Origin of the sequence: Nonomuraea sp. NPDC050540, assembly GCF_044457485.1 — a bacterium.
Lineage (GTDB): Bacteria > Actinomycetota > Actinomycetes > Streptosporangiales > Streptosporangiaceae > Nonomuraea.
In genome coordinates this window covers 1-14,445 of record NZ_JBITHA010000004.1, presented here as the reverse complement: position 1 = coordinate 14,445, position 14,445 = coordinate 1, and the positions used below count along the sequence as shown (strand labels likewise).

Here is a 14,445-nt window from a genome sequence, read left to right as displayed (position 1 = left end):
CCCACCGAAGCTCGACCCGTCAGGTGAGTCCTGCGGCCTATGTGAGCCCTACCGCCGGGGCCGCGGAGTCCGGCACCCCCGCGTAGTCGGGCAGCTCGACGCCGTTGATCGCGCGCCCGACCAGCTCGGCGAACCATTCGCCGGCGAAATCGGGACCCGGCTCGGCGTCCGGCCCGGGTACCTCGCGGCTGCGGGCGTTCAACCGGGCGATCTCCTGGTTGGCCTCGACGAACGAGCGCATCCGCGCCTCGTAGCGGGCGAACCCGGTGGCGGGATCCCACCCGGCGGCGGCCAGCTCGCCAGCCAGCACGTAGGCGCCGACCAGCGCCACCCCGGTGCCCTGCCCCGACATCGGCGAGGAGCTGAACGCCGCGTCCCCGAGCAGCCCCACCCGTCCACTCGACCAGCGGTCCATCACCACCTGGGCGACCTGGTCGAGGTAGAAGTCCGGGGTGTCGTCCAGGTGCGCGAGGATGTCCGGGGTCAACCAGCCCAGGCCCGCCATCCGCTCACGCAGCAGGGTCTTCTGGGCCGCGACGTCACGGTGGTCGACGTCGAAGCCGGCCGAGGCGAAGTAGAACATGGCCATCGCCCGGGTGGCGTCCTGGATGGGCCGCAGGAGGGCGGAGCGCCCGGACTCCTGATCCTGGTACTCGAGCAGCCAGCGGTCCAGCCCGAACTCGTTGGGCACGCTGTAGAAGGCCAGCACGTGCCCGAGATGGCGGAGGAACCGCTCATGCGGCCCGAAGACCATCGCTCGCAGCGCCGAGTGCAGCCCGTCGGCCCCGACCACCAGGTCGAAGCGCCGCCGGTCGCCGCCCGCGAAAACCACGTCGACCCCGTCCGCGTCCTGGGCGAGCTCCGCGATCCGGTCGCCGAAGACGTACTCGACGCCGTCGCGGGTGTCGTCGTAGAGCACCCGGGACAGGTCCCCGCGCAGGATCTCGATGTCCGCGATGAACCCGTCGCCACCATGGTCGTCGGCGCGGAAGGTCTCCAGCACGTGCCCGTCCGCGTCCACGGTGTGCGCGCCGGCGGTGTCGGTGCACGCCGCGCGCACCGCCGCGTCCAGCCCCATACGCTCGATGACCTCCCTGGCGATCCCGCGCGCGTCCACCGCCTGCCCGCCGGGACGCAGCTCGGGAGCCCACTCCACCACGGTCACCTCGGCCCCCCGCCGGCGCAGCCAGTGGGCCAGCGCGGGCCCCGCGATGCTCGCCCCCACCACCAACACCCTGGGACCGGAGTCGTCGACGCTCATCACTGCCTCCATGCTGTCGGTGTGTCCAGCCGTATAGACCACGGACCCGCACAAAACTCATCGGCACGCCCGAAATCCCGCGCCCAGAAGTGCGCGATACGGCTCAGTTCTGCCAGCGGTAGAGGTCGCGCAACAGGGAGATCTCGCCGCCGTGATGGATGAGCTCCCTGTTGACGTGCAGGACGATGCCCTCCATGGGACGCCGCTCGGGACCCACCGGGGGCGGAGCGTCCAGGTCGGCGTCCGAGAGTGCGCGGACCCCCGCGTTCCATCTCCCGTACATCTCGTCGAGCTGCTTCAGCGCCTCGTCAGCGGTTCCCGCGTAGGGGAAGGTCTGGGAGTCGACGTCCTGGCCGCCGAAGTGCCATCCGACCCGATAGCCCAGGCACGAGACGATGATGTGCGCCAGCCGCCAGGCGATCGTGGTCACCGGCGCCGGCACCGGGTCAGGGGACCCGAAATCCATGGTCCACCCGCCCGAACCCAGCGGCATCGGTGCGGCCGAACTGCCCTGTGGGCGGATACTCCAGCAGCCGCGCACCGGCTCCCAGAAGTACTCCTCGTCGGTCAGACCGTCCAGCCGCGGCCGCAGGTTCGAGCGCCAGTACCAGTCCAACTGCTCCGCGAGCCGCTCACTCCTTGCCATTTCCGCACCCTACAAGCCACGGAGACCTGGGCTGCGCTGAAAAGTCTTGACGTATCAAATGAACGGTCTTTTAATTCGGGCATGGGCCGCATCGCCGGCGTCACCGCCGCCGAGACACGTCAACGGCTGCTGCACGCCGCCGCCGAGGCGTTCGCCGAGCGCGGGTACGACGGGACCCGGGTGGCCGACATCGCCGCCGCCGCCGGGGTCAGCAACGGGGCGCTCTACGCGCACTTCGGTTCCAAGGCCGACCTGCTCGTGGCCGCCCTGCGCGCGCACGGCCCGCGGCTGCTGGCCGAGTTGCTCACCGCCGAGCCCGACCGGTCGATCACCGATCTGCTCCTCATCGTCGGCGGCCGCCTGCCCGAGCGGCGCGAGGCCGCGGGCTACCTGATCGTCGAAGCCCTGGTGGCCGCCCGCCGGGACGAGGAGCTGGCCAGGCCCATGCGCGGGTACGTCGGCGAGCGCGCCGACTGGCTGGCCGGGCTGGTGGAGGCCGCCCAGCACGCCGGGGAGATCGGGTCCGACCTGTCGCCGGACGCCCTCGCCCACTTCTGCCTCCTGCTCGCGATGGGCAGCGCCCTGATCACCCCCGACCTGCACGCCGTCGACGCCGGGGAGTGGGCCAAACTGCTCTCCCGCGTCGTGACCGCACTAGGAGCACAGGAGCACAAGCAGTGAAAGTCCACATCAACGCCGAACGATGTCAGGGTCACGGGCGCTGTTACGACCTGTCGCCCGAGCTGTTCACCGAGGACGACGAGGGTTACGGGCAGGTCGCCGGCGACGGCCTCGTGCGGGGCGCCGACGTGCCCGCCGCCCGGCTGGCCGCGGCCAACTGCCCGGAACGCGCGATAGCCGTACAGGAGGCGTGAGATGACCGTCGACGACCGCTTCACCCCCGCTGCGGACGACCGGCAGGACGCCCCGCTCGAAGGCACCCGCAACGAGATCATCACCGGCCCCGTCGCCGACTGGGCGACCGATTTCTCCCACACTGAGGGGGAATGGGCGGCTGATCCGTACCCCATCCAGGATGATCTGCGGCAGCGGTGTCCCATCGCGCACACCGAGCGGTTCGGCGGCGGATGGCTGCCCACCCGCTACGAGGACGTCGCCGCGATCGCCTACGACACCGAGAGCTTCTCCTCGCGTTCGATCATCATGAGCAATTTCCGCCCGCCCAAGGAGATCGCGCCCGTGGGCGGCGTGCCGCCGATCTCCTCCGACCCGCCCTTCCATCACGACGCGCGCAAACTGCTGCTGCCCGCCTTCACCAAGACCGAGGTGGGCAAGAGGGAGGCGGCGACCAGGGCGTTCTGTCATTCGCTGATCGACGCCATGGAGGGCCGGGAGGTCGTGGACGTCGCCCGCGACTACGCCCAGCACATCCCGGTACGCGTCATCGCCGACATGCTCGGTTTCCCGGTGGAGGACGGGCCCAGGTTCCGCGAGTTCATCGAAAGCGCGCTGGAAGGCGTCAACCTGCCGCCGGACGAGCGCGTCGCCAACATGGGCCGGCTCTTCGACTATCTGCTGGTCCAGATCCGCGACCACGTCGACCGCCCGCGTGAGGACCTGACCACCTTCCTCATCGACGCCGAGCTGTACGGCCAGAAGCTCTCCCCCGACCACGTCGCCGGCACCATGGCCCTGCTGCTCATCGCCGGCATCGACACGACGTGGAGCGCGATCGGCGCCTCCCTATGGCACCTGGCCAAGACCCCCGCCGACCGCGAACGCCTGGTCGCCGAGCCGGAGCTGCTGCCGACCGCCATGGAGGAGTTCCTGCGCGCCTACGCGCCGGTGACCATGGCCCGGCTGGTGAAGGAGGACCTGAGCTGGAACGGCGTGGAGATGAAGGCGGAGGACTGGATCCTGCTGTCGTTCCCCGCCGCCAACCGCGACCCCGCCTACTTCGAGCGCGCCGACGAGGTCGTGATCGACCGCGAGGTCAACCGGCACGTCGCCTTCGGCCTCGGCATCCACCGCTGCGTCGGCTCGCACCTGGCCCGCATGGAGCTGCGGATCGCGCTTGAGGTGTGGCTGGAGCGCGTCCCGTCCTTCACGCTGGCCGATCCGGAAGCGGTCACCTGGGCCACCGGCCAGGTCCGCGGCCCCAGAACCCTTCCGATCCGGCGCCTCTGATCACGGGCGCCGCGGCCGGAGTGTGCTCTCGACGAAGTCGTGGACCAGGTGGGCCATGCGCTCGTAGGACATCCACTGCCGGTCCAGGACGGCGGCCTGCCCGAGCCCGTCGAGCAGCCCGATCAGCTGCTCGGCGATGGCGTTCACGTCGCGGGCCGGCCTGAACTCGCCGGACCGGACTCCCTCCTCGATCACGTCGAAGAAGTACTGCCGGAACCGGGTGGCCATCGGCAGGTCCGCGCCGGGCAGCCTGCCGCGCATGGCCACGTGGAAGTACTCCAGCCACAGGACGAACTCGTCCCGCTCGGCCCCGTTGGTGGGGATGGCCAGCGCGATCAGGCCGGCGAGCTTCTCGGCGCAGCTCGCCGGCTCCGCCATGATCGCGTCGCGCAGCCCCGACGCCTTCTCATGGGCCTGCCGCAACGCTTTGAGCAGGATCTGGTCCTTGTTCGCGAAGTAGTAGTGGACGACGCCGGTGGAGACGCCCGCCCGCGCCGCCACGGCCCGCACGGTCGTGGCCTCAAGCCCCTCCTCCACCACCACGTCGCGCGCCGCCGCGAGCAACTGCTGCTCCCGCGACGGCGCGGCCGTTTCCGTCCTGGGCTCGGGCGGCTCCTCGCCGGTGTTCCAGACCTCGCCGAGCGCGTCCAGCCCCGCACGCTCCTGGCGCACCTTCTTCAACAACCTCCAGGCCGTGGCGTACGGCAGGCCGAGCTCGCGGGCCAGATCGGCGGCCCCGACACCCCGCCTGGCCCGTTCGCGCCTGATGACCGCGAACCAGGTGGCGAGGGGTGTGGACGAACCGTGAAAGACCGTGCCCGCGGTCGGGCTGACCTGGTGCCCGCAGGTGGCGCAGCTGTAGGTCCGGCGCCCGTGGAGCCGGTGGAATCCCCGTAGTTCACCGCAGACCGGGCACTCGGCGTGCTTGCCGTCCGGGCTGAAGCGGGCCCGCCAGAGCCGGTCGAGGATCTCGTCCTCGGACATCCGTCACTCCCTGAAGATATGAATCCGCGCTGACTACTTGTCCAAGATATTCCTTGACAAGCACCGCAGGCGTATTTAAGTTCCTGGACACATAGTCAAGCAGGTTATTCATTTATGCACGTATACCTGCTCAGGTGAAGGAAGCCAACCATGCAAAAGGTGAACTGCGCGGTCGTCGGACTGGGCTGGATGGGCAGGATCAGGGTCGCCGCCCTGCACGCCAGCGGAGCCGCACGGATCGTCGCCTGTTGCGACCTCGACCCCGAGACGGCCGCGGGACTGCCGGAGGGCGTGCGCTTCTCGACCGACGCCATCGAGACCGTCACCTCCGGCGACGTCGACGCGGTCTTCGTCAGCACGCCCGACGGCCGGCACCGGGAGCCGGTGATCGCGGCACTGCGCGCCGGCAAGCACGTGTTCTGCGAAAAGCCGGTGGCGACCACGCTCGCCGACGCCGACGCGATGGTGGCCGCCGACCCCGGAGGGCGCCTGGTCGTCGGGCACTCCCTGCGGGCCGACAGCCGGTATCTGGCCGTGCGGGCGGCGACGGACGCGCTCGGGCCCGCCGTACACACGGTGACCAGGCGGAACTGGCCCGCGTCAGAGGGGCGGCGGCAGCAGGGACAGACGTCACTGGCCCTCTACCTCGCGGTGCACGACTTCGACGTGCTGCAGTGGATCGTGGGATCGCCGATCGTCGAGGTCAGCGGGGTCGCCTCGCGCACGCCCGTCCCCGGCCTGGACGAAGGCGGCGCGCACTCCATCGTCGCCACGCTGCGCTTCGCCAACGGCTGCGTCGGCGCCCACGAGACCTCCTGGGCGCTGCCTGACCAGGCCGGCCTGGACCAGGGTGACCACGCCCTGTCCTACGTGGGCGTGAACGGCAACGCGTACCTGACCGAGCGAGACCACGGCGTCGTGGTCCACGGCGACGCCGCCCAGTTCCCCGACGCGCTGAACGGCGAGGTCTTCGGCGTCCAGACCGGGATGTACGTCAACGAGGTCGAGCGGTTCCTCGCCACCGTCCGCGAGGGCCGCCCGCCCCTGGTCACCGGGGAGGAAGCGCGCGGCGCCCTGGCCGCGGCGCTCGCCCTGGAGGAGTCCCTGCGCACGGGCCGCCCGGCCGGGGTCGCGGCATGAGCGCCGACGTCCGGCACCTGATCGGCGGGCGGAGCGTGGCCTCCGCCGACGGGGCCACGTTCGAGACCGTCGATCCGGCCACCGGGTCCAGGCTGGCCACGGTGGCGCTCGGCGGCGTACCCGAGGTGGACGCCGCCGTGAGCGCGGCCGGAGCGGCGGGCGAGCGGGACGACTGGCGGCGGCTGCCGCCCGCCGAGCGGGCGCGGCTGCTGCGCGCCCTGGCGGAGGTCGTGCGGAGCGAGGCGGAGTCCATCGCCGTCACCGAGTCCCGCGACAGCGGCCACCCCATCGAGGACGCCCGCGCGGACGTCGCGGTCTGCGCCGAGATCCTCGAGTACTACGCCACGCTGCCGGAGAACGTCCGCGGGACCAGCTATGCCGAGCAGCCCGGCTTCCTCACCACCTCCCGCCGGGAACCGTACGGAGTCGTCGCGGCGATCGCGCCCTGGAACTTCCCGTTCTTCTTCGCCGTCACCAAGACCGGCCCCGCCCTGGCCACCGGCAACACCGTCGTGCTGAAGATGGCCGAGCAGACGCCGCTGACCGCCGCCATGTTCGGCGAGCTGTGCTCGCGCGCCGGGTTCCCGCCCGGCGTCGTCAACGTCGTCAACGGCGACGCCTCGACCGGCGCCGCGCTGGTCGCGCACCCCGGCGTCAGCAAGATCACGTTCACCGGCTCGACCGAGGTCGGCACGCTGATCCAGCGGTCCGGGGTGAGCTGCCACCTGGAGCTCGGCGGAAAGACGGCCAACATCGTCACCGCCCACGCCGACCTGGAGACCGCCGCCGCGGCCTCGGTGTTCCATGCCTTCTTCAACGCCGGGCAGGTGTGCACGGCCGGGTCCCGGCTGCTGCTCGCCGAGGAGATCGCGGAGGAGTTCCTGGAACTGTTCCTTCGCGCCACCGCGAAGGTCGTGGTCGGCGACCCGATGGACCCCGCCACCCAGATGGGCCCGCTGGTCAGCCGCGAGCACCGCGACGGCGTCGAGCGGGCCGTCGACGCCGCGCTCGCCGAGGGCGCCTCGATCGCCTACGGCGGCGGCCGTCCCCGCCAGGAGGGCGCGTTCCTCCAGCCCACCGTGCTCGACGGCGTCACCCCGTCCATGGCGGCGGCGCGGGAGGAGATCTTCGGCCCCGTCGTGTCGGTCCTCAGGTACCGCGACCTGGACGAGGCGGTACGCGTCGCCAACGACACCGCGTACGGCCTGGCCGCCACCGTCTGGACCGACCGCCTCGACGAGGCCGTCGAGCTCACCGACCGGCTCCAGGCCGGCATCGTCTGGACCAACGCCCCCTTCCGCGACCACGCCCACGTCCCCTACGAAGGCCACAAGGCCTCCGGCCGCGGCGAGGAGGGCGGACTGGAGACCATCCGCGAGTTCACCAAGCTCAAGGTCAACTACCTGGCCCACCGGGCCCAGCCCTCGCCCTGGGAAGCACCATGACGCTGGAACGACGCAGCATCGACATCATCCCCGCCGACGAGCGGACCGGCCGGCCGCGCGACCTGTTCAGCATCTGGTTCGCCGCCAACATCGGCCCGCTGACGTTCGTCACCGGCGGCATCGCGCCCCTGGTCTACGGGCTCGACTTCTGGTGGAGCCTGATCGCGCTGCTCGTCGGCCTGCTGCTGGGCGGGCTGGCCATGTCGCTGCACAGCGCCCAGGGGCCTCAACTCGGGGTGCCGCAGATGATCCAGAGCCGCGGCCAGTTCGGGGTCCGCGGGTCGCTCATCGTCCTGGTCGTCGTCCTGATCATGTACGTCGGCATCTACGCGGCCAACATCGTCTCCGGCGCCCAGTCCGTCAACGCCGTCCTGCCCGCGGTGCCGATCTGGCTGCTCTCCGCGCTGTTCGCGGTCGTCGGCCTGGTCGTGTGCGTGGTCGGCTACCAGCTGATCCACCTCATCGGCCGCGTCATCACCGCGGTGTCGGTCGCGACCGTGGGCGTGCTGGTCGTCGGCATGGCCGTGATGGGCAACGTCCCGGCGACCGTCTTCCAGATCGGCCAGCCGACCCTGCGCGGCTTCCTGGGCACGATGGCCGTCGGCGCGCTGTGGCTGATCGCGTTCGCGCCCTACGTGTCGGACTACTCCCGCTACATGCCCGCGCGGACCGCCAGCCTCCGCTCCACCTTCTGGTGGACGTACGCCGGCGCCGTCCTGGGCGGCATCGTCCCGATGGCCGTCGGCGTCATCGTCTCCATCGCGGTCCGCGGCGACGTCCTGACCGGGATGCCACAGGTGCTCGGCGGCCCGTTGAGCACGGTCGCGCTGCTGAGCTTCGCCGCGGTGATCATGCACTTCAACGCGATGAACCTGTACGGCGCCGTGCTCGCGGTCGTCACCATCGTGCAGACCTTCCGCTCCCGCTGGCTGCCCGGCACCCGCGAGCGGGCGGCGATCGGCGCGGCGATGGTCGCGGTGGCCTCGTTCGTCGCCCTGCTGATGTCGGACGACTTCGTCACCGGCTTCACCAACCTGATCATCCTGCTGCAGTACGTGTTCATCCCCTGGACCGCGGTCAACCTGGTCGACTTCTACCTGGTCCGCAAGGGCCGGTACGCCGTCGAGGACTTCTTCCTGCCCGACGGCGGCCGGTACGGCATGTACGACAAGCCCGCCCTGATCGCCTACACGGTCGGGATCCTGGTGGAGATCCCGTTCATGAGCACCATCCTCTACACCGGCCCTGTCGCCGCGGCCCTGTCCGGCGCCGACATCAGCTGGATCGTCAGCCTCGCCGTCACGATCCCGCTCTATCTCCTGCTGGCCCGCACCCGATCGGCCGACCTCGCACCGGCGGTCTAACGGCCGGTGGTTTCGCGGGTGAGCCAGCTGCCGACGGCGGCCATCGCCGTACCCCCGCTGTCGGCGTCGATGCGCTCGGCGAGGTCCGCGATCGTGACCTCGCCGAGCGCCCGCGCCCAGGCTTCCTCGGCGGCCGCCATCGCGCGGGCGATCGCGCAGGGCCGCTCACACCGCTCGGCCGGAAGGGCCAGCGGCCCGCGCTGACGGATCTCGGTGCACCGGTAGGCGGGCTCGGTGCCGTCGATGGCCCGCACCACCTCCAGCGCCGAGATCTCAGCGGCTGGCCTGGTCAGGGAGTACCCGCCGACCTGGCCCGCCGTGGAGCGCACGATGCCCGCCCGCGACAGCGCCTGCAGATGCTTGGCGAGGTAGGCGGGCGGGGTGCCGTGCAGTTCCGCGAGCCGGGCGGCGGGCACGGGCTCGCGGCTCTGGCTGAGCGTGACGCAGCTGTGCAGCGCCCACTCCACCCCGTTGGACAACTTCATGGTCCCCATCTTACGGACATTTTCTGTCCGAGTTGTGTGATAGAACTCGGATAGAAAATATCCGAGATCAATGGAGGCTGGACGATGGGCAAGCAGACGCTCGGCATGGCCGGGCTGGCGATGTTCGTGGCGGCGGCCAACCTGCGGCCGGCGATCGCCGCGGTCTCACCGCTCGTGGACCGCATCCGCGCCGACCTGGACCTGACCGCGACCGCCGTCGCGCTCCTGACGACCATCCCGACCCTGGCCATGGGCCTGTGCGCGCCACTCGCCGCCCTGGCCGGCCGGCGTCTCGGGCTTCAGCGCGGTGTACTGCTCGGCCTGGCCCTCATCACCCTGGCCACGGCCGCCCGCGCCGCCGGCTCGTCCACCTGGCTGCAGCTGAGCTGCGCGGCGGCGGTCGGAGCCGGGATCGCCATCGCCCAGACACTGCTCCCCGCCGTCGTGAAGACCCGCTTCGCCGACCGCGCCGGCCTCGCCACCGGGGTCTACACCGCCGGGCTCGGCGCGGGCGGCGCCGTCGCGGCCGGGATCAGCGCTCCCCTGGCCGGCTTCCTGGGCTCCTGGCCGGGCGCGCTCGCGTCCTGGTCCCTGCTCGCCCTCGCCGGCACGGCCGTCTGGACGGCGTCGCGGCGCTCCCTGGCCCTGTCCGACGTGACCGCCCCCGCCGGCCCCGCCACCAGCGGCCTGCCGTGGCGCAGCGCCGTGGCCTGGCGGGTGACCATCCTGTCGGCCGCCAACTCCGCCCTGTACTACTGCGAACTGGCCTGGATCGTGCCCCTCCTGCGGGAGAGCGGCGCCGGTGGCGGGGGCCTGCTGACCGTGATGATCGGCATCCAGGTGGCGGCGATGCTGGCCGTACCCGCACTCCTGGGCGAGCACCGAGACCGGCGCGTAGGACTGGCGCTGACCGCCACCCTCACCGCCATAGGCTTCGCCGGCCTGTCCCTCGCCCCCGCCACGGCGACCTGGCTGTGGATAGCCGCCCTGGGCGTCGGCCACGGCGGCCTGTTCACGCTGATCCTCACGCTCCCCGTGGTCCTGAGCCACGACGCCGCGCAGGCCGGCCGCATCAGCGCGATGGCCTTCTTCATCGGGTACGGCTGCGCCGCCCTCGCCCCCGTCCTCGTCGGCGCCCTGCGCGACACCATGGGCGACTTCCGCCTGGCCTTCGGCGCCCTGGCGGCGGTGACGGCGCTGACCCTCATCCCCGTGGCCAGGTTGAGTAGGGGGATGCTCATGCCGGTAGGAGCCCCGCGCCCACACGATGAGACCTAGAAACCACGAAAGGGACACATCATGACCAGCACCACAGAACAGACCCGCGTTCCCCTGGGCACGGACGACCGCGCGCGGGTCAAAAGGCTCACCGAAGAGGTCAAGAGCCGCCTCTACGAGGTGAGCCTCATCATGGGCCGCACCCTGGACCGCGACTTCCCCGCCGACTCACTGGTCAAGTACGAGCCCAAGCAGAGCACCCAGGCCGACGACGGCCAGACCATCGAAGTCGTCGTCATCGCCCTGCCCGACGGCACCTTCGCCTGCCTCCAGGACCCACCCGGCATCTCCGTCTACCCCTGCTGACCGTTTGGTCAGAACGCTGTCAGGGTGATGTAGGCGTTGGCCGGATTGGCGTCGTGGACCAGCGACTCGAATCCGCCGACGTCATCGAAGGCGAAGCCGTAGGCCCTTCCGTCCACCATCCGCGCGTGAATCTTGCGGGAGTAGTGGTTCGTCACCGCGTCCACATAGAACAGCGCCGGGTTCAGGGATGGCTGTGTGGTGATACTGGCCAAAGTAGACCGGTTCAGGGCCGCGCAAAGCGTGCGTGCGATCGGGCCGACCACCCGATCGTTGGGCGCGTGCAGAGCCCCATCACAGCCGAAGACGTTGGCCGTGCTCGGCTTCTGGAAGGTCGCCACGGTCTGCCCGGCGGTGTTGGTGAACACCATCGCGTTGCCTGCCGTCCGCCCGAAGAAGCGGGTGTTCGGCTCGTTGGCGAACGGGATGACGGTGAGCGTGCGGGTGCGGTAGAAGTCCCAGGATCGGGTGAGGTAGCTGTCCATGATCGTGGGACTCAGCCGCCCGGCGTCGATGCCCTTGCCCGGCGCCAGAGCACGAAGGCGCAGGCCGTCCGATGGACGGGTGTAGACGAGGTTGCCCCAGCCGCCCGGCTGGCCGGCCAGGGCATCGAAGAAGGAGTTACGCCCGTTGGTGATCAGGTTTCCGGTGTTCTTCGCCGCGCCCGCCGTGTTCTTCACGCCCACGGCATGCGGCACGCTGAACATGTCGACCTGTGAGCTGTTGATCCAGAGCCCGGAGTCGTTGAGGGTGTACTCGCTCCAGTCGAACTGGACGTCGCGGTTGACGTCAGACAGGTTCCACGGCGCGGGCTGCACGAGACCGGTCGGGGTCAGGAAGAGCCTCCGACGGCCAGGCCGGCGGCGATGTGGAGGGTCCAGGCGGCGGCGGTGAGCAGGCCGAACCCTGCGAGGCTGAGCATGAGGGTGCGGATGGCGGGCCAGCGGGGTAGGCGGCGGGCGAGCCAGCGGGCGGCGCGGACGGTGTGCGGGATGCGGGGCGCGAGAGGGGCGCGGGCGGCGGCTTGGCGTTCGGCGTGGAACGCGTCCATGAACGCGGTCACCGGCGGCGGCTAGCGGTGCGCTGCGGTCCCATGTTCCGAATGGTACGCCACGCAGGAATTTTTTCGGTATACAGGCGTATCAACAGGAATTTTCCTGTTCGAGCGAAAATGGCCCCACCGGGAGAGGTGATCGTACCGACCTCCCCCGGCCCAGATCTCGTGTGTTGATCGAGACGCGGCCTCATGGGCGGCTCGAACCCCCAAATACACACAGACGCTATATAGGGAAATGCGATTAGGCAATTGCCGATTGATGACCTTATGGGAAAGAGGTTGGGGGTATCAGAGTCACTGTCGCTCACGTCGCAGCCAGACATGGCGACGTTTTGACCATGCAGCCGCCGCCAACGCGGCGAGAGCGAGGGAGTATATTTTGCAGCGCAAATGCTACGCTTCATGGGCTCACGGCGTCACCGCCGTGTCAGAGAACCGCAATCTTCCGGTCGTCCGAGCGGGATACGGGGCGACCTTCACGCTTCCCAAAAACGGCGGGGAATGGATTCACTTCCCTATCCCCACGCCCACACTACTGGAAAACTCCCGTGCCTTCCTTGAGCGGGTGATCGTCCTGTTTGAAGCGCGGCAGACGAGCGAGCTTAAGCGCATCCACGTCTGGGACGGTGGAAAGATTCTCGCCAGGCACGATGAACTGTCAGTGAAGGGAAATAACCTCGGCATTGGGGCGGCCAACGCGATCCCCGTGAAGCAGAAAGATTTGCTGACCGCCATTGTGGTGTCAGCATTCTTTGCTGCTGGGGCAAATCAAAGCGAACTCTACGTTCCAGCTTTCGGCGGAGACTTCTACCACGACATCAACGCCTGATAGGCGGCCATCCTAAAGCGGAGCATCACCTTCCGCATTATCATTTCTGTCTCATCCCAGTGTGCGGATGCGCGGCCTCGCGCCGAGGTCCCGCTGTGCGACCATGTACCGCAGGGCATCACAACCATGATCATCGGCCTTTAACGGGGCCTCCTTCGGCGGCTTTCCCGGCGTCTGGTCCCACACGTACCCGCCGATCTCCCCCACTGTGGAGCACGGCTTCCTGCCGTCCTCCAGCTCGGGATCCCGCTCGGCCCGTGAGTCGCGCAGGAAGAAGATGCGCGGTCTGCCGTCACCAGCCGGGCGGTAGCGGGCCTGCACCGCCTGGATCCCGTCGCTGACCGTCTTGGTGGCCGCGACCGTGGACATGCCGAGGTGGCGCTCCAGGGTGGGCCCGGTCCTCGGCGTCGTGGTCGCAGATGATCGCCCTCGGCCGCGGCTCGGTCCACGTCAGCCGGCAGCCCTTGCATGTGTGGCAGTCGTGATCGCTCGCGCGGGAACCGCAGCACTCCTCACACCGGCGCACCAGGCGCAGGATCTGCCGGGCATGGTCCTCGACCAGCCGCCGCGAGTAGTAGATCTCCCGGTAGAGCCAGAGCCGGCCGTCGCCGTCCTCGGCTCAGCACTGCAGGACGAACGGGTTGGTGAACCCGAAGTCGACCGTCCACCACCTGGTCCACTCCGGCGGGATGTCGAAGCGGTCGACGACGTGGACGGCCGGGTCGAAGTCCTCGTAGATGAGGCCTTCGGTCGCCACCCAGCGCCCGTGCCGCAGCCGGTGGTAGCGCACGCCCGTGAGCTTCTCCAGCTTCGCGATGTAGTCGGCGCCGCTCACGGTCAGCGTGCCGTCCTCGTGGAAGAGGACTGGGTTGTCCTCGTGGCGGGAGTGGAGATCAGGGTGTCACCGCGGTCCGCTCTGGCCTTCAACCAGTGCGTCGGCTGGGCGGGGTTGCAGTCGGCGAGCAGCTGCTGGAAGGAGATATGCCCGTTGCGCAGGCGGGTGGTGAGCGCTTCCCAGTCGTCCACGGTGAGCTCGACGGCCTCCTGGACGAAGATGACGCCGTACTCCGAGCTCATGACCTTCTGCGGCTTGTCCAACCCGCCGACCACGACCACGCTGCCATTCGAGTGCCGGTAGGCGGCTGCCTCCTGCTGACTCCCGCCCTACCAGACCACGTGCCCGGCGGCGATCGACTCGGCGGCTACCTTCTCCCGCCAGGTAACCAGGCCCGTCGAGCCGAGGGACACGAGCGTCTTGCGGACAATCAGGCCGCGGGCGCCCGGGTTGGCGAGCATCATCGCGTGGACCTTATCCAGTGTGGCGCGGCTCTTGCCGGTGCCGGCGAGCCCGGACAACAGGAGCTCGGCATCGCGGCATCGGAAGATCTCGCTGGCGGCACCGCGCGGTTGCTAGTGCTGTGACCGGAAATGATCGCCGGGTTGAGGGACGGTTTCAGGCTGCCCATGCGAGGGGCCGGCCTCCCCAGCGGAGGCCTTTCTCGCTG

18 protein-coding genes and 1 pseudogene are annotated in these 14,445 nt (G+C 69.9%); 9 read left to right on the top strand and 10 right to left on the bottom strand.

Annotated features, from left to right (window positions below; all coding sequences use genetic code 11):
• Window positions 1–37: 37 nt before the first annotated feature.
• Window positions 38–1,261, bottom strand: coding sequence for an FAD-dependent monooxygenase (locus ACIBI5_RS14500; RefSeq protein ID WP_397246848.1), 1,224 nt, complete (start codon window positions 1,259–1,261; stop codon window positions 38–40).
• Window positions 1,262–1,364: 103 nt separating this feature from the next.
• Window positions 1,365–1,907: a DinB family protein gene (locus tag ACIBI5_RS14495; RefSeq protein ID WP_397246846.1), complete on the bottom strand. Its 543-nt coding sequence runs from the start codon at window positions 1,905–1,907 to the stop codon at window positions 1,365–1,367.
• A gap of 81 nt (window positions 1,908–1,988) precedes the next feature.
• On the opposite strand from ACIBI5_RS14495, the gene ACIBI5_RS14490 reads away from it, so the two are divergent.
• From ACIBI5_RS14490 to ACIBI5_RS14480, 3 genes are read left to right on the top strand one after another with little or no spacing between them, the layout of a single operon-like run.
• On the top strand, window positions 1,989–2,588 hold the full coding sequence (locus ACIBI5_RS14490) for a TetR family transcriptional regulator (protein ID WP_397246844.1): 600 nt from the start codon (window positions 1,989–1,991) through the stop codon (window positions 2,586–2,588).
• Window positions 2,585–2,782: a ferredoxin gene (locus ACIBI5_RS14485; RefSeq protein ID WP_397246842.1), complete on the top strand. Its 198-nt coding sequence runs from the start codon at window positions 2,585–2,587 to the stop codon at window positions 2,780–2,782. Before ACIBI5_RS14490 ends, ACIBI5_RS14485 begins: the two co-directional genes overlap by 4 nt.
• A 1-nt stretch (window position 2,783) precedes the next feature.
• The gene (locus ACIBI5_RS14480) at window positions 2,784–4,055 is read left to right on the top strand and encodes a cytochrome P450 (RefSeq protein WP_397246840.1); all 1,272 of its coding nucleotides are present in this window, start codon (window positions 2,784–2,786) and stop codon (window positions 4,053–4,055) included.
• On the opposite strand, the gene ACIBI5_RS14475 is transcribed toward ACIBI5_RS14480, so the two are convergent.
• The gene (locus tag ACIBI5_RS14475; RefSeq protein WP_397246838.1) at window positions 4,056–5,039 is read right to left on the bottom strand and encodes a TetR family transcriptional regulator; all 984 of its coding nucleotides are present in this window, start codon (window positions 5,037–5,039) and stop codon (window positions 4,056–4,058) included. It lies immediately after the preceding gene.
• Window positions 5,040–5,189: 150 nt separating this feature from the next.
• Here ACIBI5_RS14475 and ACIBI5_RS14470 point away from each other — a divergent pair, with 150 nt between their 5' ends.
• From ACIBI5_RS14470 to ACIBI5_RS14460, 3 genes are read left to right on the top strand one after another with little or no spacing between them, the layout of a single operon-like run.
• The gene (locus ACIBI5_RS14470) at window positions 5,190–6,179 is read left to right on the top strand and encodes a Gfo/Idh/MocA family protein (RefSeq protein ID WP_397246836.1); all 990 of its coding nucleotides are present in this window, start codon (window positions 5,190–5,192) and stop codon (window positions 6,177–6,179) included.
• Complete coding sequence (locus tag ACIBI5_RS14465) at window positions 6,176–7,624, top strand: aldehyde dehydrogenase family protein (RefSeq protein ID WP_397246834.1); 1,449 nt, start codon at window positions 6,176–6,178, stop codon at window positions 7,622–7,624. The genes ACIBI5_RS14470 and ACIBI5_RS14465 overlap by 4 nt, the downstream gene beginning before the upstream one ends.
• Window positions 7,621–8,988 (top strand): purine-cytosine permease family protein, encoded by a 1,368-nt coding sequence (locus ACIBI5_RS14460; RefSeq protein ID WP_397246832.1) that lies wholly within the window; start codon window positions 7,621–7,623, stop codon window positions 8,986–8,988. The genes ACIBI5_RS14465 and ACIBI5_RS14460 overlap by 4 nt, the downstream gene beginning before the upstream one ends.
• On the opposite strand, the gene ACIBI5_RS14455 is transcribed toward ACIBI5_RS14460, so the two are convergent.
• Complete coding sequence (locus tag ACIBI5_RS14455) at window positions 8,985–9,473, bottom strand: RrF2 family transcriptional regulator (RefSeq protein ID WP_397246830.1); 489 nt, start codon at window positions 9,471–9,473, stop codon at window positions 8,985–8,987. The genes ACIBI5_RS14460 and ACIBI5_RS14455 overlap by 4 nt on opposite strands.
• A gap of 84 nt (window positions 9,474–9,557) precedes the next feature.
• Here ACIBI5_RS14455 and ACIBI5_RS14450 point away from each other — a divergent pair, with 84 nt between their 5' ends.
• Together ACIBI5_RS14450 and ACIBI5_RS14445 are read left to right on the top strand one after the other, a co-directional pair.
• Complete coding sequence (locus tag ACIBI5_RS14450; protein ID WP_397246828.1) at window positions 9,558–10,751, top strand: CynX/NimT family MFS transporter; 1,194 nt, start codon at window positions 9,558–9,560, stop codon at window positions 10,749–10,751.
• 21 nt (window positions 10,752–10,772) lie between these two features.
• Window positions 10,773–11,057: a hypothetical protein gene (locus ACIBI5_RS14445; protein ID WP_397246826.1), complete on the top strand. Its 285-nt coding sequence runs from the start codon at window positions 10,773–10,775 to the stop codon at window positions 11,055–11,057.
• Window positions 11,058–11,065: 8 nt separating this feature from the next.
• Here the strand turns inward: ACIBI5_RS14445 and ACIBI5_RS14440 are convergent, their stop codons facing one another.
• Both ACIBI5_RS14440 and ACIBI5_RS14435 read right to left on the bottom strand, forming a co-directional pair.
• A complete protein-coding gene (locus ACIBI5_RS14440) occupies window positions 11,066–11,872 on the bottom strand; it encodes a beta-1,3-glucanase family protein (protein ID WP_397246824.1) in 807 nt (268 codons plus the stop codon).
• 14 nt (window positions 11,873–11,886) lie between these two features.
• A complete protein-coding gene (locus tag ACIBI5_RS14435) occupies window positions 11,887–12,117 on the bottom strand; it encodes a hypothetical protein (RefSeq protein ID WP_397246822.1) in 231 nt (76 codons plus the stop codon).
• A gap of 229 nt (window positions 12,118–12,346) precedes the next feature.
• Between ACIBI5_RS14435 and ACIBI5_RS14430 the strand changes: the two genes are divergently transcribed.
• Window positions 12,347–12,940 (top strand): DUF6623 family protein, encoded by a 594-nt coding sequence (locus tag ACIBI5_RS14430; RefSeq protein WP_397246820.1) that lies wholly within the window; start codon window positions 12,347–12,349, stop codon window positions 12,938–12,940.
• 51 nt (window positions 12,941–12,991) lie between these two features.
• Here the strand turns inward: ACIBI5_RS14430 and ACIBI5_RS14425 are convergent, their stop codons facing one another.
• The 4 genes and pseudogenes from ACIBI5_RS14425 to ACIBI5_RS14410 all read right to left on the bottom strand — a co-directional run bounded on the left by ACIBI5_RS14425 (window position 12,992) and on the right by ACIBI5_RS14410 (window position 14,239).
• Complete coding sequence (locus ACIBI5_RS14425; protein WP_397246818.1) at window positions 12,992–13,309, bottom strand: hypothetical protein; 318 nt, start codon at window positions 13,307–13,309, stop codon at window positions 12,992–12,994.
• Between the two features lie 250 nt (window positions 13,310–13,559).
• The gene (locus ACIBI5_RS14420) at window positions 13,560–13,775 is read right to left on the bottom strand and encodes a hypothetical protein (protein WP_397246816.1); all 216 of its coding nucleotides are present in this window, start codon (window positions 13,773–13,775) and stop codon (window positions 13,560–13,562) included.
• A 2-nt stretch (window positions 13,776–13,777) separates the two neighbouring features.
• A pseudogene (locus ACIBI5_RS14415) lies at window positions 13,778–14,062 on the bottom strand (phage terminase large subunit); the annotation flags it as partial.
• Window positions 14,063–14,104: 42 nt separating this feature from the next.
• Entirely contained in the window at window positions 14,105–14,239 is a 135-nt protein-coding gene (locus ACIBI5_RS14410; RefSeq protein WP_397246814.1) for a hypothetical protein, read from the bottom strand.
• Window positions 14,240–14,445 lie beyond the last annotated feature (206 nt).